We start from the raw sequence: 21,590 nt of genomic DNA on the forward strand, positions 1-21,590 counted from the left end.
CATGTCAACGACGACAGAAACGACACAGACCTACGATTTCGGCACCGGCAACTGGAAAGCGGGCGTCCTCGGCGGCATCGCCGGGAGCGCCGTCATGGGGGCGCTGATACTGGTAATGAATCCCCCGACACTCGCCGTCGCAATTCCGTCCCTCTACGGGCTCGCGCCGCCGCCGAGTCCGGGGGCCGGCCTCGTCGTCCACCTCTCACACGGGGCCGTAATGGGCGTGCTGTTCGCCGGGCTGGCGAGTCTGTTGCACACGGACTCGTCCGGGAAACTGCTCGGCCTCGGCGTCGGCTGGGGTGTCGTCACGTGGGCCGTCTTCGCCGCGCTTGTGATGCCGCTCTGGCTCGGCGTCGTCGGCTCGCCAGCCTCGCCGCCGTTCCCGAACTTCGCGCCGCCGTCGCTGCTGTGGCACGTCGTTTACGGCGTCGTTCTCGGCGGCGTCTACGCCGTCACCGCGGATCGGCTGTGATGCTCCGCTATTGCTCCTGAAACACGGTCCACTGGCGCTCGCCGGTCTCGGCGTCGGCTATCGCCTCGACCTTCTCGCGTTGCAGGCCGTCCAGCTGCGCGGTCGCCATCCGAACCCACGACAGGAACTCTCCGCGGAGCCGCTCCCGCACTACGTCGGGCGGCTGTGGGGTGTAGACATACACGTGGCCACCCTCCGGCCTGATGCGCCGGCGCTTCTCGACGACGCCCAGTTCAGCGAGATGGTTGAGATGGCGCGCGACGACGCTCCGGTCGTAGCCGATCTGTTCGGCCAGCTCTGTGACAGTAAGCTCGCCGCCCTCCATCACGCAGAGACAAACGTCCAGTTCGGTGCCGGACATATCGAAGACGGTCCGCAGCAGGGTTTCAAGGCTCGGCTCGCTGACCGCCGCCTCCGTCGTTTCGATTCCGGTCATCGGCTCGTCACAGCAGGTCGGGCGATTCGGGCCGATGCCGACGCCGCCACAGGTCCCACACTCGAACAGCCGCGTCTCGTCGGCAGGGGATGTCATACGACGGGCTACTCGCCCCGCCGATAGAAGCTTCAGGTATGGTCGAGGTAACTGACATGTACGTCTGCGGGCCGCGTTTCGCGGCCCGCGAAAGAGATGTTAGTCCAAAGGTCTAAGCCCTCCCGGGACCGAATACAACTCACTATGAGCACTGAGACAGAGGACGCCAACGACCTGCGCGAGCGAATCACGAACTTCCTGCGCCGTAACTTCCCCCAGATCCAGATGCACGGCGGGAGCGCGGCTATCGAGGAGATCGACCGCGAGGAAGGCAGCGTCACGATCCGCCTCGGCGGGGCCTGTTCCGGCTGTGGCATCTCGCCGATGACCATCCAGGCCATCAAGACGCGCATGACCAAGGAGATCCCGGAGATCAACGAGGTCACCGCGCGTACCGGGATGGACCAGCAGGAAGGCATGTCCGGCGGCAGCGGCGGCATGAGCCCCTCGTTCCCCGGCGAGTCCCGCGGCGGCGACGTTGGCGGCGACGAAGACGAAGGCCCCGAAGCGCCGTTCTGAGGCCAGTTCTCGATCTTTTTTAGAATTGTGGCTAGCCGCGGGTGTGGAAGCGTCTGTGTGCCCCCTGGTTCTGTGTTCGCAGTCGTCGTCTCCGGGATGGCGTAACTGCACCGGTGAGCCACACAGATTAAGACGACGCGGGCAGACGGCGGGGATATGGAGACGGTCGACACGGTTGTCTGGGCGCTGTGGGCGATGTTGCCGGCGTACATCCCGAACAACGCCGCGGTACTGGCCGGCGGCGGCAGACCGATTGATGGCGGCCGAACGTGGGGCGGCCGGCGGGTGCTGGGCGACGGCAAGACCTGGCGCGGGACGCTGATCGGGACCGCGGCCGGCACGCTGCTCGCGCTCGGCCTGACGCAGATCGCGCCCAGCGTGAGCGCCGCGCTGGGAACCGATCTCCCGACGTTTCCGGTCCGTGCGGGACTCGGACTCGCTTTCGGCGCGATGCTCGGAGACATCGGGGCTTCGTTCCTCAAACGCCGGACAGGGCGCGAGCGCGGGGCCGCGTTCCCCGGCTTGGACCAACTGGATTTCGTCGTCGGGGCGTTGCTCTGTGCGCTCGTGGCCGCGCCGTCGTGGTTCACCGAGACGTTCACACTCCCGGTGCTGGTCGTGGTCGTCGTCGCAACGCCGGTGTTACACATTGTGACTAACGGCATCGCCTACCTGCTCGGCCTGAAAAACGAGCCGTGGTAACGCTCTGTAGCGGCTTGCGGATACCACCCTAGAACTACTTATCCCGCCCACGAAGTCGCAGTCGATGGCCCTGACAAACTCCCTCCCGGTCGTCAGACGCGCCCCGCCGACCGTTCGACGCGCGACGGCGACCGGCGTGCTCTGTACAGCAATCTTCCTGCCGGTCATGTACGTCCTCTTGCACGCGTACATCGTTCTCACGATAAGCGTTGGTCCCGTCCACACGCTCAACAGACTGATCGACTTTGCCCTCGTCGCCGGCGGCCTGACGACGTTCGCTGCGGGGTTCGTGTCGCAGTTCCTCACCGAGACCTTCCTCGGCAAGCGGACTGCGTAACTCCAGCGAACCGACGAAGAAGTGCGTTTTTACGCGCTGACCGAGGAGTGTCGGGTATGACAACACGCGGGGAGACGCTGCGACTGGCGACACGGGGCTCGGACCTCGCGTTGCGCCAGGCGGCGACGGTCCGGGATTCGCTGAGCAGTCGCCGGCTGACGGTCGAACTCGTCGAGGTGGAGACGACGGGCGACCAGATCCGGGACGAACTGATTCACCGACTGGGCAAGACCGGCGCGTTCGTTCGCAGCCTCGACGAGAAGGTGCTGGAGGGCGAACTCGACGCGGCCGTCCACTCGATGAAGGACATGCCGACCGAACGGCCCGACCGCCTCGTCGTCGCGGCGGTCCCCGAGCGGGCCGCTGCCGAGGACGTGCTGGTGACGCCCGACGGCCGCTCGCTCGATGAACTGCCGGATGGCGCGACCGTCGGCACGTCCAGCCTCCGACGCAAGGCACAGTTGCTCGCCGAACGCGACGACCTCACCGTCGAACCGCTCCGGGGCAACGTCGACACGCGCCTTGCGAAACTGCTCGCTCCGTCGCTCCAGCAGGAACACCAGGAGCGCCACGAGGCCGAACAGGAGCGCAAGGGCAACGCCGGCGACCCCGACACCGACGAGGAGGAGGAACACCCCTACGACCGCACGGTTGAGGAGTGGTTCGACGACCTCACCGAGTTCGAGCGGCGGGCGATGGAGCGGGACCCGGACGTTGAGTACGACGCCATCGTGCTGGCGAAGGCCGGCCTCCATCGGGCCGGGCTCACGCGCTACGTCGGCATGGCCGACCTCGACCCTGACCGGTTCGTGCCGGCTCCGGGGCAGGGCGCGCTGGCGGTGACCGCCGTCGACGGGGACCTCGCGCTGGACATCAAGGACCGGCTGGACGACCCACAGACCCGCGTCGAGACGACCGTCGAACGGACGATTCTCGAAGAGTTGGGCGGCGGCTGTGTCGCTCCCATCGGCGTCCACGCCCACCTCGAAGGGGCAGTCGTCCACACGCGAGTGCGAGTCCTCTCACAGGACGGCACGGAGGAGGTGTCGGTCGGCCGCGACATCCCGGCCGAGTACCACATCGACGCGGCACAGGACCTCGCGGCGGAACTCGCCGAACAGGGCGCTGACGACCTCATCGCCGAGGCAAAGCGAGACTCATCGGGGGCCGACGACGACGCCTCGACCGCGCGGGAGGAAGACGAGGAATGACGGACGCCGCGCCCGGCAAGGTGTACCTGGTCGGCTCCGGCCCCGGCGACCCGGACCTGCTGACGGTCAAGGCAAAGCGCCTGCTGGAGGAGGCCGACGTGGTGCTACACGACAAGCTCCCCGGCCCGGAAATCATCGGGATGATTCCCGAGGAGAAGCGCGAAGACGTGGGCAAGCGCGCCGGCGGCGAGTGGACGCCCCAGGAGTACACCAACGCCCGGCTGGTCGAACTCGCCGAAGAAGGCAACACCGTCGTCCGCCTGAAAGGCGGCGACCCGACGGTCTTTGGCCGCGGCGGCGAGGAACTGGCCCATCTCGCGGACAACGGGATTCCGGTCGAAATCGTTCCCGGCATCACGAGCGCAATCGCCGGCGCGGAAGCCGCCGGGATTCCGGTCACGCACCGCGACTACACGTCGTCGGTCTCCTTCGTCACGGGCCACGAGGACCCCACGAAGGACGAATCCGCTGTCGACTGGGAGGCGCTCGCAGCGACTGGCGGGACGCTCGTCGTCCTGATGGGCGTCGGCAAACTGCCCCAGTACACCGAAGCGCTGCGCGAGGCGGGGATGGACCCCGACACGCCGGTCGCGCTCATCGAGCGGGCGACCTGGCCCGACCAGCAGGTCGCCACCGGCACACTCGACACCATCGTCTCGGTCCGCGACGAGGCCGGCATCGAACCCCCCGCGATCACCGTCATCGGCGAGGTGGCCGGCGAGCGCGAGCGGGTGGTGGCGTTTCTGGAGGGGTACTGATGCGCGAGGAACCACGCCTCCGGGTGGCCGCCTTCCGCCCCGACGACGACCGCCTCGACGACGCTGTCGAACTGCTGGAATCGCTGGGTGCCGATCCGGTGCCTGACCCGATGCTAGCCGTCGAGCCGGCGACGGTGGCCGAAGGCAGTGATGCCGCCGAGGGCGGAGACACCGACGACAGCGATGCCGACGACCGGGTCACGCCCCGCACCGACGCCGACTTCGTCGTTCTGACGAGCAAGACTGGCGTCGAACTCGCCGCCGCGGCCGACTGGGACCCCGGCGAAGCGACGGTGTGTGCCATCGGCGAGTCGACCGCCCAAGCCCTCCACGAGGCCGGTTACGGCGTCGATGTCATCCCTGCTGAGTACTCCTCGTCGGGACTGGTCGAGGCGCTGGCCGACGCGGTGGCCGGCGCGAGAGTCGAAGTCGCCCGGTCGGACCACGGCTCCGCGGTGCTGACCGACGGGCTGGAGGCCGCCGGCGCGTACGTCCACGAGACCGTGCTGTACCGACTGGTCCGGCCGCCCGAATCCGGCGAATCAGCGGATCTGGCGGCCGACGGCGACCTCGACGCGGCGCTGTTCACGTCCTCGCTCACGGTCGAGCACTTCCTCGATGCGGCCGCCGAGCGCGGGGTCCGCGAGGCCGCTATCGACGGACTGAACGAGGCGACTGTCGGCGCTATCGGCGAGCCGACGCGGGAGACGGCCGAGGACGCGGGCATCTCGGTCGACGTTGTACCCGACCAGGCCGACTTCGAGGCGCTGGCCTGCGAGGCCGTCGAGGCGGCGGCTCCGACACATCACGAATAACGGACGAGAACGCGATTTCGGCGTCTCTCCGAATTATTCTGCTGCTTCTTCGACGGCTTCACGGTCGTCCATCTCGGCCCGCAGCGTCGCCAGTTCGTTCTCGACGGCCCGCTCGCTGGAGAGCCGGTCGAGTTCCTGATCGATTGAATCGCCCTCGTCGAGCACGGATTCGAGCTGGCCGCTTTCTTCGAGTTCCTCCAGCGCGGCCGCGCGTGCCTCCATCTGCTCCGTGCGCTCCGTCGCGCGCTCGATGGAGCGGTGTACGTCGGCCATCGTATCGCCAGCGCCGGTAAAGGCCTCCGAGACCCGCGCCGACGCCTCGGCGGCCTGATAGCGGGCCTTCATGGTCTCCTTTTTCGTCCGGAACTGCTCTATCTGGCTGCTGAGTTCGGCCCGCTTGCCGACCAGTCGGTCCTGGGTCTCCTGTAAGTCGTCTATCTGGCCCGTCAACTCCGTTATCTGACTGACGTTGACCTGCTTCTTTTCCAGCGCTCGACGTGCGAGGTCGTCACGCCCCTCCTGTAGGGCGGCCCGAGCCTGCGTGTCGTGTTTCTCGACGTTCGAACGCAACCGTGTGCGGTGTATCTCCAGGCGTTTCTTCTGGGTCGTCACGTCGGCAATGCCGCGGGTCACGTCCTGCAACTCGTCCCGCATCTGTTCGTAGGAGTAGTCCAGTTCCGCCGCGGGGTCCGCGGTCCGGTTGAGCAGGGCGTTGAGTTTGGCCCGGATTGCGAACACGAACCGCCGGAGCAGGCTCATCGCGCCCGCTCCGGTCGGCAGATGACTCGAAGCGATTCCGACTGTGGCTCGGTCGTGACGGGACGCATATCCCATCGTATGTCTGACACCATTATAATAACAGGGTGTCACTCGATTTAAGGTGGGTTTAATCGGCTAAAACGACGGAAATCCGCGGCTATTCGACCTTACCGTCTGGCTACTTGATGGGGTGGCGGGGTCAACGAACAGGTGACGATGACACAAACTCTACTGCGCACGGTCGGCACGCTGGTACTCGCCCTGACGCTCTTGACTGGGGCGGCGGCGGCCGCGCCCGTGGTGGACAGTGGCGACGCAACGACAGCCGTCGGCCCGCCCGGCGGCCTCCCGGACCAGGTCCCTGACTTCGTTTCGACTATCATCGAAGCGATTCAGGAGTTCCTCGCGGGTGGGAGTGACGCCAGCCCGGGACCGAGCATGAGTGACGCGGCGGGCGAGACCGGTGGCTGAGATGAACGGGAAACTCCTCGCCGTCGGCGGCGTTGCGGTGCTCCTGGTCGCCGGTGTCGGCGGGGCGTTCGTCGCCGGCCTCGGCCCGTTTCAGGCCGAAAGCAGCGGTGAAGACCTCTCTGAGTTCCCGACGGAGACCACCGAAGGCAGTGAGAGCGACACCGCAAACGGCGACGAGGGCAGCGATTCCGACGGCGGCGCGGCCAGTACTCCGCCGTTCGCGTTTACCGTGGATTCCATCGCGGAATGCGGGCGGACCTGCCGGGACGTGACCTCGACGCTGACGAACCAGCAAAACGGCACGGCCGAGGCCGTTACCGTCTACACGCGTATCTATGCCGGGAACGTAACCGAGGGTGGCACAGTCTGGGAGGGGTCCGAGGATGTCGGGACGCTCGAAGCGGACGGGTCCTACACAACGACCCGGCGCGTCGACCTGTCGTTCGGTGACGCCTACGCTATCGAGCAGGCGAACGGCTGGATTACCGTCCAGACCACCGTCGAGACGGCCGACCGGACCGTCACGCTCACCGAGCAACGCGATGTCACGTAACGCGTCGCGACACGCCGGCCCGCTAACCTGTGCCCTGTCGCGGCGGCCGTGCGTCTGAACGTTTTTATCCCGGAGCGCACCTATCCCCGATACGATGACTACGACCGGCCCCGTTCCAGCGCTCGCCGACCGCGCGGCCGCCTGTGCCGACCGACTCCGGGCGGCCGACCGCGTGTTGCTGGCCTCCCACATCGACGCCGACGGGCTGACCAGCGCCGCTATCGCCACCGCGGCGCTGTCGCGGGCCGGCATCCCCGTCGAGACCGTGTTCAAGAAGCAACTCGACGCCACCGAAATCGAGAGCATCGCGGCCCGGGAGTACGATACCGTCCTGTTCACCGACTTCGGGTCCGGCCAGCTCGACGTTATCTCCGAGCACGTCGCCGCGGGCGACTTCGAGGCGGTCATCGCTGACCACCACCAGCCCGCTTCCCCCGACGACTGCCACCCCGACGCGGTCGTCGACACCGACGGCTATGCTGATTTTGAGTACCATCTCAATCCCCTACTTGAGGGTATCAACGGGGCGTCGGAGCTTTCGGGTGCCGGCGCGGCGTACGTCCTCGCCCGCGCGCTCTCGACCGATGAGACGGACAACCGCGATCTCGCCGCGCTGGCGGTCGTCGGCGCGGTCGGGGACATGCAGGCCGTCGGCGGCGAACTCGTCGGGGCCAACGCCGGCCTCGTCGAGGAGGGGATCGACGCCGATGTGCTGGAGGAGGGCACCGACCTCTCGCTATACGGCAAACAGACCCGGCCGCTGCCGAAGCTACTTGAGTACGCTACCGAAGTCCCGATTCCGGGCATCTCGAACGACCAGGCCGGGGCGACCCGGTTTCTGGAAGACCTCGGGCTGGACCTGAAAGCTGATGGCGTCCGGTCGAGCGACGAGAGACCGGGCTCGGGAGGCGCGCGGAGCGCGTCTGCCGGCGAGTGGCGCACGTGGGCGGACCTCTCCGACGACGAGCGCCAGACAGTCGCCAGCGGTCTCGTTCGGCGGGCCGTCGAGCGCGGCGTCCCGGCGGACAAGATCGAGACGCTGGTCGGCACGACATACACGCTGACGGCGGAACCGCGCGGGACGGAACTCCGGGACGCGAGCGAGTTCTCGACGCTGCTGAACGCCACAGCCCGCTACGAGCGGGCGGATGTGGGACTGGCTGTCTGTCTCGGCGAGCGCGACGCGCCGCTGGAGCGGGCGCGGACGCTACTGTCGAACCACCGACGGAACCTCTCCGAAGGGCTCACGCTCGTTCAGGAGCGCGGCGTCACGCAGGCGGGGTCCGTCCAGTGGTTCGACGCCGGCGACGCCGTCCGCGAGACCATCGTCGGCATCGTCGCGGGGATGGCGCTGGGAACCGACGGCGTCGATTCGGACAAGCCCATCATCGCCTTTGCCAGTACGGACGACGACGAGACGAAGGTCTCCTCGCGGGCCACCGGCCCGCTGGTCGGTCGGGGCGTGGACCTCTCGGTCGTAATGGGCGAGGCGGCCCAGTCCGTCGGCGGCGACGGCGGCGGCCACGACATCGCGGCGGGCGCGACCATTCCGACCGGCGAGGAATCGGCGTTCATCGAGGCAGCCGACGAGATTATCAGCGAGCAACTTTCGTAGCCGGACGCAAACAGCGCGGGAGCGCGATTTATGACACCCCGTACCAGTATCGGCAATAAAAGCTATACGTCCGCTTCTCCGAACACCCCACGATGGACTCTCGGGGCCTGTTCGATATCGCACTCGTCGCCGTCGCTGGCCTGTTAGCGTACACTGAGACGTTTGGCTTCGCAAACCCGCGGACGACGCTGGCGGAGATTATTGCGGCTATCGCCGGTCTCGACATCCGCGTGTTTCTCGTGCTGGGCGGTATCTTCGGTATCTGTTTCGTCGCGTACCTCACGATGTATCTCCCCCAGAAGGACGCGCGCACGATCCAACGGTGATACTGTTGGCGGTATTTCTAGATCCCCCCGCGAGGCGACATTCGTCACAGACGTACAGCCGACAGTATGAACATCGGGTCATCTTTATTCCCAGCCCCGTACGATTCTGGCAATGACTGAGTTCGACCCCGAGAAGTTCGAGGACAAGTACGCGAACTACTTCCCGGAGCTCCAGAAGGCCTACAAGAACGCCTTCGAGCGGATGAACGACACGTACGACTCCGAACTGGTCCACGCCATCGATCAGCAGATCCTCAACGAGTCAGAGCCGTTCTACGAGGACGGCGAGTTCAGCGTCGAACTGCCGGAGAACCCGAGCGAGAGACTGTCGGCGGTCATCGTCGACGACGAGAAACTCGACGCCGTCCTCTCCGAGTACGTCGACGAGATCGAGCGCGAACTCCGCCGCGTGTTCGATCTCGACGACTGAATTCGGGGAGCGACGGTTCCGCGGCTCAGCGACCGCTCTTTTCGATCTCGTTCCATTGGCTATCGTAACAATTGAAACGATTTACACATTGATCGCACTGCTGTCGTGCGATCAGGTGTGCATTGATTTTCAATGGCTACTATAGCGGACGAAAACCGCGCGGTGACGCCCTATTCCTCAGGCGTCGATGCTGCGGTGCCGTTTGGCTCCGGTGTCGGCGTCGACTCCGGTTCCGGGGTCGGGTCCGGTGCGGCTGGCGGAACGCTACCACCGCCACTTGGGAGTGCCCCGCTGGGTCCGGACGCTCCGGGTTCTGCTGGCTGTGGCACAGTAGTGGGCGATTTCTCCCCAGTGACGAGGAAATCGAGCAGGTTCCCGACCAGCTGCTCGTTGTCGGCCCGGTAGAGGAACTCCTGGGTGAGGACGTTCGTGTCCCCGACGGCGACGACGTTCCCCGAGCGGGTGACCACGCCGTACGACCCTTGCCGCCGGGTCTGTGAGAGCGTGGTCCGTTCCGTCGCCGTGACGGCGGTGTCGCCGCCCTGCACGGGAATGGCGGCGTAGAAGACGGTCCGGTCAACACCCTCCGTGAGCGCCGTATCGCCTGTCGGCGTCGCGTAGACGCTCCGGTAGTTCGTGTCGTACTCGTGCATGTTGTAGAGGTAGCCGTTGCCGTACGAGAGCCCGTACTGACTCAGTAGCGGGGCCATTGGCTTGGTCACGCTCTCCGAGGCAGTCGGGCTGAGCAGTCCCAGTCCGGCAGCACTCGCCTGCGAGGGCTCGTTCAGCAGGAGGACGCGACCGCCGGCGTCACTGAACGCGGCCAGCCCGTTCAGTTCGTTCTCGGTGTAGCGCTGCTCCGCACCGAGGACGACGAAGGCGTCGGCCGAGCGCAGCGACGCGTTGAGCGGGCGACCGTTCTGCCGTTCACCGACGTGATAGCGGACCGTCGCACCGTTTTCCGTCAGCGTCGACACGAGCGGTGTGAGCGCCTCGCGGTCGATGCTCCCCGCGTGAGCCACGTCGATAACGACGACGTTTCCGGACGCGTCCGCGGACATCGAGAGCTCACCGTCCTCTCCGGGTGGGGTTGCGACGGCCTCGTCGCTGTTGAACGACGGCGCGTTCACCTGTGACACCTCGGGGGCCGACTGGCTTCCCCCGCCAATCGCTGCGGTTCCGACGACCGCCGCGAGGACGACCACCGCGGCGAAAAAGACCGTGCGGACGATAGCACTCGTCGTACTCATCTCAGGCACCTCCCTGTGCGCTATTGTTGTAGACGACCTCTTGGTTCTCCGGCGTGCCGTATATCATGAGGAAGTGGACTGAATCGACGCCACGGAAGGTGTACGGTGCGCCTGCGGCGGCGACAGTGGCGTTCCCGCTGGCACCACTGCTCCCGCTGAGGAGGAGCAGTCCCTGCGAGCCCGCGGGGTTGTGGTACACGACCTGATACTCAGAGATGCCGGCGGCCTCCGCTGCCCCGGCGATTGCGGCTTCGAGCCCGCCGACCTCGTCGGCGTAGCCGGTCTGAACCGCGCGGCCGCCGTTGTAGACGGACGCCTCGGCGACGGTTTCCCGGGAGACGTTGAGCCTGTCACCGCGCTCGGTCATGACCGCGCCGACGAACGAGCGCTTCATCGATTCGAGGCTCGCGTAATACTCGTCCCGCGTCATGCCCTGATGGGCTTTGTCCGGTCCGGACGTGGCCGACGAACTCAGGCCGTCGCTCGGCGCAGTTCCGATGACGCCGACGTGGCCGACGATACTGGCCGGCGTCACGTAGATGCGGTCGCTCGGGACGGCGGTGTAGTACGCGCCGGAGGCGGCGTACTGATCGACGCTCGTGTACACTGGCTTCGCCGCCGAAAGCCGTTTGACGGCCAGATACATCGATTCGCTGGAGGCGGCGCTGCCGCCGGGGCTTGACACCCGCAGGACGACTGCCTTCACCGACTCGTTGCTGCGGAGTTCGCGAAGCTCCTGTATCGTGTCCTGTGTGCTTGCGCTCGTGATCGTTTCGTCGATGTTCACCACAGCGACGTACTGTTCGTCGTCCTCTGTGACGGACGCCGCATACGGTACGACGGCGGCACCGAGGAGGATCGCGATGACCGCCAGCACCGTATACGACTGGAGGGCGGTTGCGACCCGTCTGTCGATTGGGTTGTTCATGGGACCTCACCGACTCGCTGACACGTCGTCCTAATAAAAACACGACCCGAACTGCAGGGCCAGAAGTCGCCCGACCGGAACGACATGAGAAGTTTCCTTAGTATCGACATGCAACCGCCACATATGGACCAACGCAAACCCCCAGCCACGGAGGAGGGCTGGTACGCCCTGCACGACTGTCGGAGCATCGACTGGGACGCCTGGCGTGAGGCACCGCAGCGAGTCCGCGACCGTGCGCTGTCCGAGGGCATCGACTTCCTCGACGCGTACGAGGCTGTCGAAGACGCCGACGAGGGGCAGACGGCGGTGTACACCGTCATGGGTCACAAGGCCGACATCATGATCCTCCACCTGCGGCCGACGATGGGCGACCTCGACGCGGCGGAGCGGCACTTCGAGCAGACGGAGTTCGCCGCCTTCACCGAGCGGGAGTTCTCCTACGTCTCCGTGACGGAGGCCTCGGGCTACACCGAGAAGTCCCGCGAGTACTTCGAGGGCGAGGTCGACGACGACTCCGGGCTGGCCCAGTACATCCAGGCCCGGCTCCACCCTGACGTGCCCGACGAGGAGTTCGTCTGCTTCTACCCGATGAGCAAACGCCGCCAGCCCGACCAGAACTGGTATGACACCTCCTTCGAGGAGCGGGCGGCCCACATCAAACGCCACGGCGACATCGGCCGTACCTACGGCGGCGACGTGAATCAGATGATCGCCGGCTCCATCGGCTTCGACGACTGGGAGTGGGGCATCACGCTCTGGAGCGACGACATGCGCCACATCAAGGAGCTGTTGACCGAGATGCGCTTTGACCCCTCGACATCGCAGTTCGCCGACTTTGGCCCGTTCTACGTCGGCCGGAAGTTCGACCCGTCGGAGCTGCCGGCCGTCCTGGCCGGTCAGCGGGTCCCGACCGACGACGAGCCGGTTCCGGACACACCGTCGGAGGATGCCGGCCACGAACACGCTCCGGCCGGTGCCGGCGCGAGCCACGGCCACGCCGACGAGCCGAATTCGAGCGGCGCACATGCCGGCGGCGACACCGGCAGCCACGGCGGTGCCCATCCCGGTAGCGCCGGCGAGGGCGACCACCCACACTCGGAGGAGTCGGCCGACGAGGACGACCACCCGAACGAATCCGGTTCGTCGAGCGGAGCGAGCGGCGGCCGGCCGGACGTGTCCGCCGACTTCGAGGAGATAGACGACGCCACACAGCGGCTCGGCCGGCTGGGGCTGTACGAGGGCGACGCCTACGACGCCGGCGACTACGCGCTGTTGTTTCACTCCTCGGCTGATGCGGAGGACATCGTCGACGACGTTTCGGAACTGAGCGAGAGCTTCGACCACTACGACCGCCACGTCCAGACGGCCGTGCGCGCCGACAGCGGTCAGACCTACGTCGTCAGCATCTGGACGGCGAAAGACGCCGCCGAGACGGCGGCCGGGTTCCTGACAGACATCGACGGCATCGAACGGACGATGGGCGGCCCGCTCGGCGAGGCGACCGACGACGGCGATGTCGAGGACGGCGGTGACGCTGCTGCTGGCGGCTCGGAGGCCGCCGAATCCTCCCAGTCCATCCGCGAGACGCTCGAAGCCGAGGGCGTCTACGCCGGCCAGCCACACGGCGAGGACGTGTACGCCCTCGTGGTGTACTCGGAGGCCGACGCGGGGACGCTCGACGACGAAGTGGCGGACCTCCGGAGCGCCTTCGACCGCTACGACACCCACGTCAAGACGACGGTGTACGGGGACCCCGATGCCGGCGTTACCGCCGTCGCATCGCTGTGGGACACCGAGGACGCCGCCGAGACCGCTGGCGACTACCTCACCGACCTCCCCGGTGTCGTCCGCCGACACGGCGAGAGCGACGGCTTCGGGACGATGGGGATGTTCTACACGGTCAAGCCCGAGTATCGCACGGACTTCGTGGAGAAGTTCGACACCGTCGGCGACCTGCTCGTGGAGATGGACGGCCACCGCGAGACCTCGCTGCTGTTCAACCACGACGACGAGAACGACATGTTCATCGCCAGCCAGTGGGACTCACAGGAGGACGCGATGGCCTTCTTCCGCTCCGATGAGTTCTCGGAGACTGTCAGCTGGGGCCGGGACGTGCTGGCCGACCGACCGCGCCACGTCTTCCTGGCCTGACGAACGCCGATCAGTCGAGCGCTTTCTCCGCTATTGAACGGCGACGAGCCGCAGCCGTCGGTAGTCGGCCACCCAGGTGTCGCCGTCGAACAGTTTCGGCCGGAGCCGATCCTCGACGGCCGATAGCACCGCGTCCCGCTCGTCGTCGGCAACGTCGGCGAAGAACTCGTCGCCGAACATCCCGATCCAGTTCCGGAGCCCGCCTTCGCCGCCATCGAGTGGCGTCGGCCGGTCGAACAACCGGGCGAACCGCAGTTCGAACCCCTGTGATTCCACCCGCGGCGCGTACTCGCCGATGCTGGGGAAGTACCACGGATGGGCGACCTCGTAGCCGCGAGCGTCGAGTTCGGTGACGAGCGCGTCGGTTATCGCTGCCACGTTGCCCGTGCCGCCGAACTCTGCGACGAACCGCCCGTCCTCGGTCAGCACGTCGGCGACGGTCGACAGCACCGCGTCGTGGTCCTCGCCGGGAATCCAGTGCAGTGCCGCGTTCGAAAACACCGCGTCGAACGGCCTGTCGGCGGTGTAGGACCGTATGTCCGCTTGCTCGAACGCGAGGTCCGGATAGGCGTCCCGGGCCTGCGTGACCATCTCCGGCGACGCGTCGATACCGACCACCTCGGCTCCGCTGTCGGCGATTTCCGCCGTCAGGTGGCCCGTGCCACAGCCGACATCCAGCACCCGCTCGCCCGGTTGCGGGTCCAGCAGGTCGACGACCGACTGGCCGTGCTCGTGGACGAACCCGTGGCGGTCGTCGTAGTCGTCAGGGTCCCAGTCGTTCCCGCCGGTCATGTCTCAGAGGTGTGTCCCTATCGGTCAAAAGCATGGCGTGCGAGCGGCGCTTAGCTCCGTGACTGCCGGAAAACAGCCGTCGTATCAGTCGTCGTCTTCTGTGGTCGTCCGGTCGATGTCCTTCTCGCCGAAGTAGATCTCCGCTCCGTCCTGGGCCACCTTCTCGGCGAGGACGGCACACTTGACGCGCATCGGGGAGATGTCGACGCCGAGCATGTCCGTGATGTCGTCGCGGTCCATCGCTTCCAGGTCCTCGACCGCCATTCCCGCCAGCTCCTGTGAGAGCATCGACGCGGAGGCCTGGGAGATGGCACAGCCGTCGCCCTGGAAGGCGACCTGCTCGATTGTCTCCTCGCTCTCGTCGAGGACGACATCAATCCGTATCTCGTCGCCGCACATCGGATTCTCGCCGATGTGGGTAAACGTCGGGTCCTCGATTTCCCCATAGTTCCGGGGGTTCTTGTAGTGATCGAGGATCTGCTGCCGGTACATGTCCGAGCCACCGATACCCATAATTGAACTATTATACGACTGTCAGTCGGAAAAGGCTTCCGAGCCACCTTTTTCCACGGGGGCATCGCGCTCGCCAGCGGCGAGCGCTCAACCCCCGTACAAAAACGTGGGCGAAAAAGGCCGGTCGCGCTTTGCGCGACCGGTGAAACCGCTCGCTGCGCTCGCGGTACGAAACTGACTACGCGAACAACTGCCGGGCGTCGTCGATCGCCTCGACCAGCTTGTCCACTTCCTCGCGCGTGTTATAGATGTAGAAGGAGGCACGCGCAGAGGCGGCGACACCCATCTTGTCGTGGAGCGGCTGGGTGCAGTGGTCGCCGGCGCGAATGGCGACGGCGGAGTCGTTGAGAATCGAGGAGAGGTCGTGGGCGTGGACCGAATCGAGGTTGAACGCGACCAGGCCGCCGCGGTCTTTCCCTGCGGGCGGGCCGTACGTCTCCACGTCGCCCTCGTCTCGGAGCTGTTCCAGCGCGTACTGGGCGAGCTGTTCCTCGTGGCGCTGGATGCGTTCCATGCCGATGTCGTCGAGGTAGTCACAGGCCTCAGCCAGCGCGATCCCCTGGCAGATGACGGGCGTGCCGGCCTCGAACTTCCAGGGGAGGTCGTTCCAGGTGGCGTCCTCGAAGGTGACCTTCTTTATCATCTCGCCGCCGTAGAGGTACGGCTCCATCTCCTCCAGTAGGTGCTTCTTGCCGTAGAGGACGCCGATACCGGTCGGCCCGGCCATCTTGTGCCCCGAAAAGGCCAGGAAGTCGGCGTCGATGGCTTCCACGTCGACCGGTCGGTTCGGGACCGATTGAGCCCCGTCGACGAAAATGTACGAATCGTGGTCGTGGGCGATGTCCGCCAGTTCCGAGACCGGATTGACCGTACCGAGCGTGTTCGAGACGTGGACGACGCTGACCATCGCCGTGTCGTCGCTGATGATCTCGCGGGCGTGATCCATATCGAGCGTGCCGTCCTCCTGAACGCTGATGTAGCGACACGTCGCCCCGGTCTTCTTGGCGATCTGCTGCCAGGTGACCAGCGAGGCGTGGTGTTCCATCTCCGTGAGAACGACCTCGTCTTCGGGACCGAGTTCGTTCAGGCCCCAGGCGTAGGCGACGAGGTTCTCGCTCTCCGTGGTGTTTTTGGTGAAGATGATCTCCTCGCGCTCGCCCGACGCGCCGATGAACTCGGCGACGCGGTCGTGGGCGTCCTCGTAGGCGACGCTGGCCTCCTGGCTCAGTTGGTGGAGGCCGCGGTGGACGTTGGCGTTCGTCGTCCGGTAGTAGTCGGCGATAGTCTCGACGACCGGCTCGGGCGTCTGCGTGGTGGCCGCGTTATCGAGATACACCACCTGCTCGCCGTCGAACTCGCGCTGGAGGATGGGGAAATCCTCGCGGATACGCTCCACGTCCAGTAGCTCAGATTCAGAATGTCCCATTACCTCTATACAGGGACTCGACAGGCAACATTCCTTCGGTTCACCTAGAACTCTGTCCGTCATTCGGCAGATCCCGAGTCGGCATCGGACACGGATTCGGCGGCCCTGGCGTGCTGTTCGCGGTAGGTCTCAAGCAGGTAGTTGTCCCAGACGAGGTCCCCGAGGACGTGGGCGTACAGGACGAGGGCGGTAAACAGCGCCAGCGGCGCGGAGACAAGCCAGAGGCCGAACACGACCACACCGCCGATGAGGTGGTGGCTGAGTAGTCGCTGGAGCGGCCAGAGGTCCTGGGGGTCGAAGATCTCGTCCTGGTCGAGCACCGCGATCTTCGGGTTCCGGAGGCAGCGGCGGAGCGCGGCCCAGTCGCCGGTCTCCAGCCGGGCGACGACGAAGTGGTCGAAATCGATGGCGACGCCGACGACGACCGCGTAGCCGACGGCGGCCCACCAGGGGAGGGGAAGCGGCAGGCCGGCGACGCCGGCGGCCCCGACAGCCACAGAGACGATAGCGTGGTCTCTGGAATACATACGTGTCCCTCTCGATGGCCGTGTGCAAAGACTCTCGGAATCAGGTTCGCGGCAGCGTCCCGCTTACATCCAGAGCAACTGCGCGTGCCGGGTCTCGCCCAGATCGAGGACGTTCTCCTCATCGACGAAGCCGTGTTCGATGGCGACGGTGACGGCGTCGTCGCCGACGATGTTGGCGACGGAACAGCGGGCGAGGCTGTCGACGATCTCGTCTTCGGTAGCCGATTCGCCGCCGTAGAACTCCTCGTTAACGGTGAGCGAGACGGGGCCGTTCTCGAACGTTTCGCCCATGATCTCGGGATCACAGACGGAGACGAGCAGCCCCTCGTCGGTGTCGCGTTCGTTGAGTATCATTCAAGCAGCTGCTGTTCGGCCTCCTCGCGCATCTCGTCGACTTCCTCGGCCAGTTCCTCGGCGCGGTCGAACTCACCGACCTCTTCGAGCGCGCGGGCCTTCTCTTCGAGCACGTCGGCGTTGCGAAAGCCCAGGCGGACGGCGTTGTCGAACGCGTCGAGGGCCTCGTCGGCCAGCCCACGCTCGAGCAGGAAGAAGCCGCGGTTGTACCAGCCCTCGCCGAAGCGGGGGTCGATCTCGACGGCGCGCTCGGCGTGTTCCAGCGCCTGCTCCGAGCGGCCGGACTTCCACAGCGCGTACGCAAGATTCGTCTCCGCCGTCGCGGCGTGGTCGGACTCCTCGTCGAAGTTGAGCGCTTCTTTGTACGCGCCGATGGCGGCGTCCCACTCTTCGAGTTCCGCGTGGGCCGCGCCCTTGTTCGTCCAGGCCTCCTGTTTGAGCCGGTCGTCGTCCGTGTACTGGGCGACCCGTTCGAACGTCTCGGCGGCCTGTTCGTGGCGGTTGATGTGCATGTACTCCAGGCCGACATCGAGCAGTTGCTCGGGCTCGACGGCGTCAGAGGAGACGTTCCGCTGGTCCAGCAGGTCGGTGACGACACGGGAGTCGACGGGGTCGACCTTGTCCGGGTCCACTTCGAACTCCGGCGGTTCGAGGTCGAACCCCTCGTAGGGCTCGCCGAACCCCTGGCCCTCGGAGAAGGCGTGGTCGTCGTCGTTGTCTGTCATACTCCCTGATTGACGGCCAATCCGGTTAAGGGCTACGTCCACGGCTCGTGAAGATTTAGGTGTCCTGCGACCGGATTCCCGGATATGCGGGACCCACTGGCAGTAGACGCGTTGCTCGTCTTCTTCGGGGGTGTGTTCGCGGTCGTTGGCTGGGCTGCGATCACCTCGAACGAGGCCCCGCTGTCACTGCCCGCCGCTGGAGCGGGCGTTGCTGGAACGGTCGTTCTGGCGGCTCTCGTTGGACGCTACCACGCGCAGCTATCGGCGCTCTGGCGCTCGGTGTCCAGTCCGGCAGAGACGCCCCGTGAACGAGCCCGGGTGGGGCTCCTGATTGTGGCGGCCATCCTTGTCCGGCTATCTCTCGGTCTACTGCCTGACACCGCTATCCCCGCTCTCTTCGGCGTCGCGGTCGCAATGGTCGCTCTGGGGCTCGGACACGGCCTCTGGCGGTGGCAGACGGCCCCGCACTCCAGTCGAAACTGATCCCTTGCCGTAGCTTTCTTGCAGGCCTGACCGGAACCGGTAGCTATGGCCAAGCGCCTGTTCGTCAGCGTCGATATCGACGGACTCGGGGACGCTGTGGCGGCCGTTCAGGATAGCTTCGACGGCGTCTCCGGCCTCCGGGTGACTGACCCCGAGCAAGCCCACGTCACACTGAAGTTCCTCGGCGACACCGACCCGGACCGTGTTGCCGACATCGTTGCTGCCCTCGAAACCGCCGTCGAAGACAGCGGTGTCGACCCGTTCCGAGCCGAATTCGGCGGCCTCGGCGTCTTTCCGTCGCTGTCCTACATCAGCGTCGTCTGGGTCGGCGTCCGCGATGGGCAGGGAGACACAGAACTGACAGCGCTACACAAAGCCATCGAAGACCGGACTGTTGCGATGGGGTTTGACCCGGAGGACCACGAGTTCACGCCCCACGCGACAATCGCCAGGATGGACCACGCTGGTGGCAAGGAGACAGTACAGACTGTCGTCGAAAACGACGACCCGGATGTCGGTCGCCTGCAGGTCGACGAAATCCGCCTGAAAGAGAGTGAGCTGGAGCCCGACGGCCCGACGTATCGGACCGTCGGATCGGTGTCGCTGTGAGCGTGGACCGCGCTTAGCGGCCCAATCCGATGCGAGGTGGTGCGCCGGGCAGATGCCGCGTCACGGCCCAGCGGTCGCCGTCGGTGTCGACCGGTGCGAGCTCCACACGAACGGTGCTACCGGGACCGCGGGCCTGTAGCTTTTCTGCCAGGATGGGGTCGGCGTAGTCGACAATATCGTAACACCGCCCGGTGTTCACGTCCCGTAGCGTTAATTCGACATCCGATGGGGTATCTTCTTCTACGATGTATGAATTTGCACTATTTTGCTGAACTGCTTTTGACATACACGACTATTCTGGGTTTTACTGTATAAGCGTGTCCCACTAGCGAGTATGAGGTTGTGATATTATATAAGGAGTATTACGGTGTTCTGGCACGCTGTCTAGGTCTCCCAAAAACAATCAAGTTAGTGATAATTCTTATCGGTTCGAGCGACGTAGCACCGGTATGGTCGCCGTCGAGAACGTCGCCTTCGTGTTCGTCGCGGGGCTGCTCACGGCACTCGCCACCGGGCTCGGCGCGATACCGTTCTTTCTCGTCGATGAGTTCTCCGACCGGTGGAACGTCCTGCTGTGGGGGCTGGCCTCCGGAATCATGGTCGCCGCCTCGCTGTTTGGACTCGTCCGCGAGGGGCTGGCCTACGGGTCGGCACTGCTCATGGTTCCCGGTATCCTCGCCGGGGTCGTACTCGTCGTGGTCGCCCACCGGGTGCTGGATGACTTCGACCACTCGCCCAAACAGTTCGAACAGGCGGATTTCACGAAGCTCCTGCTGATTCTGGGCATTCTGACCGTTCATAGCTTCCCGGAGGGCGTGGCTGTGGGCGTCTCCTTCGCGGAACTCGGGCTGGAATCGGCCACGCCTGACTCCGCTGTGGGCATCCTCGGCGTCTCCGTGCCGCTGCTGGCGGTGTTCATGACGGTCGCCATCTCCATCCACAATATCCCGGAGGGGACTGCCATCGCAATTCCGCTTCGCTCGCTGGGTGTCAGCGAGCCGAAGATGGTCTGGTGGGCGGTGTTCTCCTCGCTGCCACAGCCGGTCGGGGCCGTTATCGCGTACTACTTCGTTACGCTGGCGAAGGCGTTTCTCCCGTTCGGCTTCGGCTTCGCTGCCGGGGCGATGGTGTCTCTCGTCCTCACGGAGTTCGTTCCCGAGGCGCTGGAGTACGGGGACGGGCTGCCGGGGGGCGGCAAGCGCGAACTGACTGCCGGCGTCGCTATCGGGGTACTAGCGATGGTCCCGCTGGCGTTCGTCTAGAAGGGGAGTTTCTTCCGGATGACGGTGAGATCGACAAAGGCCGTCAGCGGGTCGTCGTAGTCCCCGACGCGGGTCTCCATCCGGTAGTTCGAGTGGTCGACGGCGAAGAAGTACGGCCCTGGTTCGTCAAGTGATTCGCGTGCGCCGCCGTCGTCCGTCGACGCCTCGTAGATGTCCGACCCCTTCGGCTGGACCGCTGTCTGGCTGAACTTGGGATTCCCCGGCGGTGTCTCGTCGGGCTCTCGACCCTTGATGTACGTGTCGTACTGCTCGAAGTTCTCCCGGTCAGTGAAGACGTACACGTTGAACGGGATCTCCGCCTTGACGATGTACTGTATTTCGCCCCCGGGGTCGGACACGTCGGGGATTTCTTCCTGTATCCACGCTTCATGCGGATTGACTCTGACATCCTTCCGTACACTCACGACGACTTCGCCGCCACCGCCCATGCACCCAGCGCCGACGGCCGTCGCACTGACACTTGCTGTCTGGAGAAATCTCCGGCGCTTCATCCATTGATAATCAGGGTTGAGCGCTACTTAGTTCTACGTCCGCAGTTATAGCCGCTGATAACCGGCCGTGACCGGCTCGAAAAGGAAGGAATTTAAACCACGGCGCGGAACAAGCACCATACCATGGGTAAGAAATCGAAGGCTACGAAGAAGCGACTGGCCAAGCTCGACAACCAGAACAGTCGAGTCCCGGCCTGGGTCATGCTCAAGACGGACCGCGAGGTCCAGCGCAACCACAAGCGACGCCACTGGCGGCGCAACGACACTGACGAATAATGAGCGCCAGTGACTTCGAGGAGCGTGTCGTCACCATTCCGCTCCGAGACGCGCGAGCAGAACCGAACCACAAGCGCGCAGACAAAGCGATGGTCCTCATCCGCGAGCACCTCGCCAAGCACTTCTCGGTCGAGGAGAGCGCCGTCCGCCTGGACCCCTCCATCAACGAGGCGGCCTGGGCTCGCGGCCGTGCTAACACGCCGAGCAAGATCCGTGTTCGCGCCGCCCGCTTCGAGGAAGAGGGCGAAGCCATCGTCGAAGCAGAGACCGCAGAGTAAC

The 21,590-nt window shown here is 65.6% G+C and carries 30 protein-coding genes; 18 read left to right on the forward strand and 12 right to left on the reverse strand.

The annotated features are described in order from the left end of the window. The first annotated feature begins 1 nt into the window (after position 1). On the forward strand, positions 2-475 hold the full coding sequence (locus tag NDI54_RS10510; RefSeq protein ID WP_310896404.1) for a DUF6789 family protein: 474 nt from the start codon (positions 2-4) through the stop codon (positions 473-475). Positions 476-482: 7 nt separating this feature from the next. Here the strand turns inward: NDI54_RS10510 and NDI54_RS10515 are convergent, their stop codons facing one another. Continuing rightward, positions 483-1,007 (reverse strand): helix-turn-helix domain-containing protein, encoded by a 525-nt coding sequence (locus NDI54_RS10515; RefSeq protein ID WP_310896405.1) that lies wholly within the window; start codon positions 1,005-1,007, stop codon positions 483-485. Between the two features lie 144 nt (positions 1,008-1,151). On the opposite strand from NDI54_RS10515, the gene NDI54_RS10520 reads away from it, so the two are divergent. The 6 genes from NDI54_RS10520 (at position 1,152) to NDI54_RS10545 (ending at position 5,349) form a co-directional block, all read left to right on the forward strand. Continuing rightward, positions 1,152-1,526 carry a NifU family protein gene (locus tag NDI54_RS10520; protein WP_004594065.1) on the forward strand — a complete coding sequence of 125 codons (375 nt, stop codon included), beginning with the start codon at positions 1,152-1,154 and terminating at the stop codon, positions 1,524-1,526. Positions 1,527-1,682: 156 nt separating this feature from the next. Further along, positions 1,683-2,228: a CDP-2,3-bis-(O-geranylgeranyl)-sn-glycerol synthase gene (locus NDI54_RS10525; RefSeq protein WP_310896406.1), complete on the forward strand. Its 546-nt coding sequence runs from the start codon at positions 1,683-1,685 to the stop codon at positions 2,226-2,228. 64 nt (positions 2,229-2,292) lie between these two features. Then, positions 2,293-2,565, forward strand: coding sequence for a hypothetical protein (locus NDI54_RS10530; RefSeq protein WP_310896407.1), 273 nt, complete (start codon positions 2,293-2,295; stop codon positions 2,563-2,565). A gap of 56 nt (positions 2,566-2,621) precedes the next feature. Then, positions 2,622-3,776 carry a hydroxymethylbilane synthase gene (gene hemC, locus NDI54_RS10535; protein WP_310896408.1) on the forward strand — a complete coding sequence of 385 codons (1,155 nt, stop codon included), beginning with the start codon at positions 2,622-2,624 and terminating at the stop codon, positions 3,774-3,776. Next, complete coding sequence (cobA, locus tag NDI54_RS10540; RefSeq protein ID WP_310896409.1) at positions 3,773-4,534, forward strand: uroporphyrinogen-III C-methyltransferase; 762 nt, start codon at positions 3,773-3,775, stop codon at positions 4,532-4,534. The genes hemC and cobA overlap by 4 nt, the downstream gene beginning before the upstream one ends. Further along, positions 4,534-5,349, forward strand: coding sequence for a uroporphyrinogen-III synthase (locus NDI54_RS10545; RefSeq protein WP_310896410.1), 816 nt, complete (start codon positions 4,534-4,536; stop codon positions 5,347-5,349). The genes cobA and NDI54_RS10545 overlap by 1 nt, the downstream gene beginning before the upstream one ends. 33 nt (positions 5,350-5,382) lie before the next feature. Here the strand turns inward: NDI54_RS10545 and NDI54_RS10550 are convergent, their stop codons facing one another. Next, complete coding sequence (locus tag NDI54_RS10550; protein ID WP_310896411.1) at positions 5,383-6,108, reverse strand: PspA/IM30 family protein; 726 nt, start codon at positions 6,106-6,108, stop codon at positions 5,383-5,385. A 216-nt stretch (positions 6,109-6,324) separates the two neighbouring features. Between NDI54_RS10550 and NDI54_RS10555 the strand changes: the two genes are divergently transcribed. The 5 genes from NDI54_RS10555 to NDI54_RS10575 all read left to right on the forward strand — a co-directional run bounded on the left by NDI54_RS10555 (position 6,325) and on the right by NDI54_RS10575 (position 9,503). After that, positions 6,325-6,579 carry a hypothetical protein gene (locus NDI54_RS10555; protein WP_310896412.1) on the forward strand — a complete coding sequence of 85 codons (255 nt, stop codon included), beginning with the start codon at positions 6,325-6,327 and terminating at the stop codon, positions 6,577-6,579. A 1-nt stretch (position 6,580) separates the two neighbouring features. After that, positions 6,581-7,132: a hypothetical protein gene (locus NDI54_RS10560; protein ID WP_310896413.1), complete on the forward strand. Its 552-nt coding sequence runs from the start codon at positions 6,581-6,583 to the stop codon at positions 7,130-7,132. Between the two features lie 94 nt (positions 7,133-7,226). After that, complete coding sequence (locus tag NDI54_RS10565) at positions 7,227-8,747, forward strand: DHH family phosphoesterase (protein WP_310896414.1); 1,521 nt, start codon at positions 7,227-7,229, stop codon at positions 8,745-8,747. A 92-nt stretch (positions 8,748-8,839) separates the two neighbouring features. Further along, a complete protein-coding gene (locus tag NDI54_RS10570) occupies positions 8,840-9,073 on the forward strand; it encodes a hypothetical protein (RefSeq protein ID WP_310896415.1) in 234 nt (77 codons plus the stop codon). A 112-nt stretch (positions 9,074-9,185) separates the two neighbouring features. After that, positions 9,186-9,503, forward strand: a complete 318-nt coding sequence (locus NDI54_RS10575) for a DUF5783 family protein (RefSeq protein WP_310896416.1) — start codon at positions 9,186-9,188, stop codon at positions 9,501-9,503. 170 nt (positions 9,504-9,673) lie between these two features. Here the strand turns inward: NDI54_RS10575 and NDI54_RS10580 are convergent, their stop codons facing one another. Both NDI54_RS10580 and NDI54_RS10585 read right to left on the reverse strand, forming a co-directional pair. Continuing rightward, on the reverse strand, positions 9,674-10,753 hold the full coding sequence (locus tag NDI54_RS10580; protein WP_310896417.1) for a DUF4350 domain-containing protein: 1,080 nt from the start codon (positions 10,751-10,753) through the stop codon (positions 9,674-9,676). A 1-nt stretch (position 10,754) separates the two neighbouring features. Next, a complete protein-coding gene (locus NDI54_RS10585) occupies positions 10,755-11,681 on the reverse strand; it encodes a S49 family peptidase (protein ID WP_310896418.1) in 927 nt (308 codons plus the stop codon). A 123-nt stretch (positions 11,682-11,804) separates the two neighbouring features. Here NDI54_RS10585 and NDI54_RS10590 point away from each other — a divergent pair, with 123 nt between their 5' ends. Then, a complete protein-coding gene (locus NDI54_RS10590; RefSeq protein ID WP_310896419.1) occupies positions 11,805-13,832 on the forward strand; it encodes a heme-binding protein in 2,028 nt (675 codons plus the stop codon). 30 nt (positions 13,833-13,862) lie between these two features. Here NDI54_RS10590 and NDI54_RS10595 read toward each other — a convergent pair whose 3' ends face one another. From NDI54_RS10595 to NDI54_RS10620, 6 genes are all read right to left on the reverse strand, one after another. Then, entirely contained in the window at positions 13,863-14,624 is a 762-nt protein-coding gene (locus NDI54_RS10595) for a methyltransferase domain-containing protein (RefSeq protein WP_310896420.1), read from the reverse strand. Positions 14,625-14,708: 84 nt separating this feature from the next. Then, entirely contained in the window at positions 14,709-15,137 is a 429-nt protein-coding gene (sufU, locus tag NDI54_RS10600) for a Fe-S cluster assembly sulfur transfer protein SufU (RefSeq protein ID WP_310896421.1), read from the reverse strand. A 178-nt stretch (positions 15,138-15,315) separates the two neighbouring features. Beyond that, complete coding sequence (locus tag NDI54_RS10605; RefSeq protein ID WP_310896422.1) at positions 15,316-16,563, reverse strand: aminotransferase class V-fold PLP-dependent enzyme; 1,248 nt, start codon at positions 16,561-16,563, stop codon at positions 15,316-15,318. Positions 16,564-16,622: 59 nt separating this feature from the next. Then, the gene (locus NDI54_RS10610; protein ID WP_310896423.1) at positions 16,623-17,090 is read right to left on the reverse strand and encodes an SET domain-containing protein; all 468 of its coding nucleotides are present in this window, start codon (positions 17,088-17,090) and stop codon (positions 16,623-16,625) included. Between the two features lie 63 nt (positions 17,091-17,153). After that, positions 17,154-17,444: a DUF424 domain-containing protein gene (locus tag NDI54_RS10615; RefSeq protein ID WP_310896424.1), complete on the reverse strand. Its 291-nt coding sequence runs from the start codon at positions 17,442-17,444 to the stop codon at positions 17,154-17,156. Beyond that, entirely contained in the window at positions 17,441-18,169 is a 729-nt protein-coding gene (locus NDI54_RS10620) for a tetratricopeptide repeat protein (protein WP_310896425.1), read from the reverse strand. Before NDI54_RS10620 ends, NDI54_RS10615 begins: the two co-directional genes overlap by 4 nt. 84 nt (positions 18,170-18,253) lie before the next feature. On the opposite strand from NDI54_RS10620, the gene NDI54_RS10625 reads away from it, so the two are divergent. Both NDI54_RS10625 and thpR read left to right on the forward strand, forming a co-directional pair. Continuing rightward, the gene (locus tag NDI54_RS10625; protein WP_310896426.1) at positions 18,254-18,652 is read left to right on the forward strand and encodes a hypothetical protein; all 399 of its coding nucleotides are present in this window, start codon (positions 18,254-18,256) and stop codon (positions 18,650-18,652) included. 45 nt (positions 18,653-18,697) lie between these two features. Continuing rightward, the gene (gene thpR, locus NDI54_RS10630; RefSeq protein ID WP_310896427.1) at positions 18,698-19,261 is read left to right on the forward strand and encodes an RNA 2',3'-cyclic phosphodiesterase; all 564 of its coding nucleotides are present in this window, start codon (positions 18,698-18,700) and stop codon (positions 19,259-19,261) included. Between the two features lie 13 nt (positions 19,262-19,274). Here thpR and NDI54_RS10635 read toward each other — a convergent pair whose 3' ends face one another. After that, positions 19,275-19,547 carry a hypothetical protein gene (locus tag NDI54_RS10635; protein ID WP_310896428.1) on the reverse strand — a complete coding sequence of 91 codons (273 nt, stop codon included), beginning with the start codon at positions 19,545-19,547 and terminating at the stop codon, positions 19,275-19,277. 163 nt (positions 19,548-19,710) lie between these two features. On the opposite strand from NDI54_RS10635, the gene NDI54_RS10640 reads away from it, so the two are divergent. Beyond that, positions 19,711-20,523 (forward strand): ZIP family metal transporter, encoded by an 813-nt coding sequence (locus NDI54_RS10640; RefSeq protein WP_310896429.1) that lies wholly within the window; start codon positions 19,711-19,713, stop codon positions 20,521-20,523. Here the strand turns inward: NDI54_RS10640 and NDI54_RS10645 are convergent. Beyond that, positions 20,520-20,972, reverse strand: a complete 453-nt coding sequence (locus NDI54_RS10645) for a hypothetical protein (protein WP_310896871.1) — start codon at positions 20,970-20,972, stop codon at positions 20,520-20,522. The genes NDI54_RS10640 and NDI54_RS10645 overlap by 4 nt on opposite strands. A gap of 186 nt (positions 20,973-21,158) precedes the next feature. Between NDI54_RS10645 and NDI54_RS10650 the strand changes: the two genes are divergently transcribed. Then, positions 21,159-21,311, forward strand: coding sequence for a 50S ribosomal protein L39e (locus tag NDI54_RS10650; RefSeq protein WP_004518346.1), 153 nt, complete (start codon positions 21,159-21,161; stop codon positions 21,309-21,311). Beyond that, positions 21,311-21,589, forward strand: coding sequence for a 50S ribosomal protein L31e (locus NDI54_RS10655; RefSeq protein ID WP_137682999.1), 279 nt, complete (start codon positions 21,311-21,313; stop codon positions 21,587-21,589). Before NDI54_RS10650 ends, NDI54_RS10655 begins: the two co-directional genes overlap by 1 nt. Position 21,590 lies beyond the last annotated feature (1 nt).

Origin of the sequence: Haloarcula terrestris (assembly GCF_031624315.1) — an archaeon.
Classification (GTDB): domain Archaea; phylum Halobacteriota; class Halobacteria; order Halobacteriales; family Haloarculaceae; genus Haloarcula; species Haloarcula terrestris.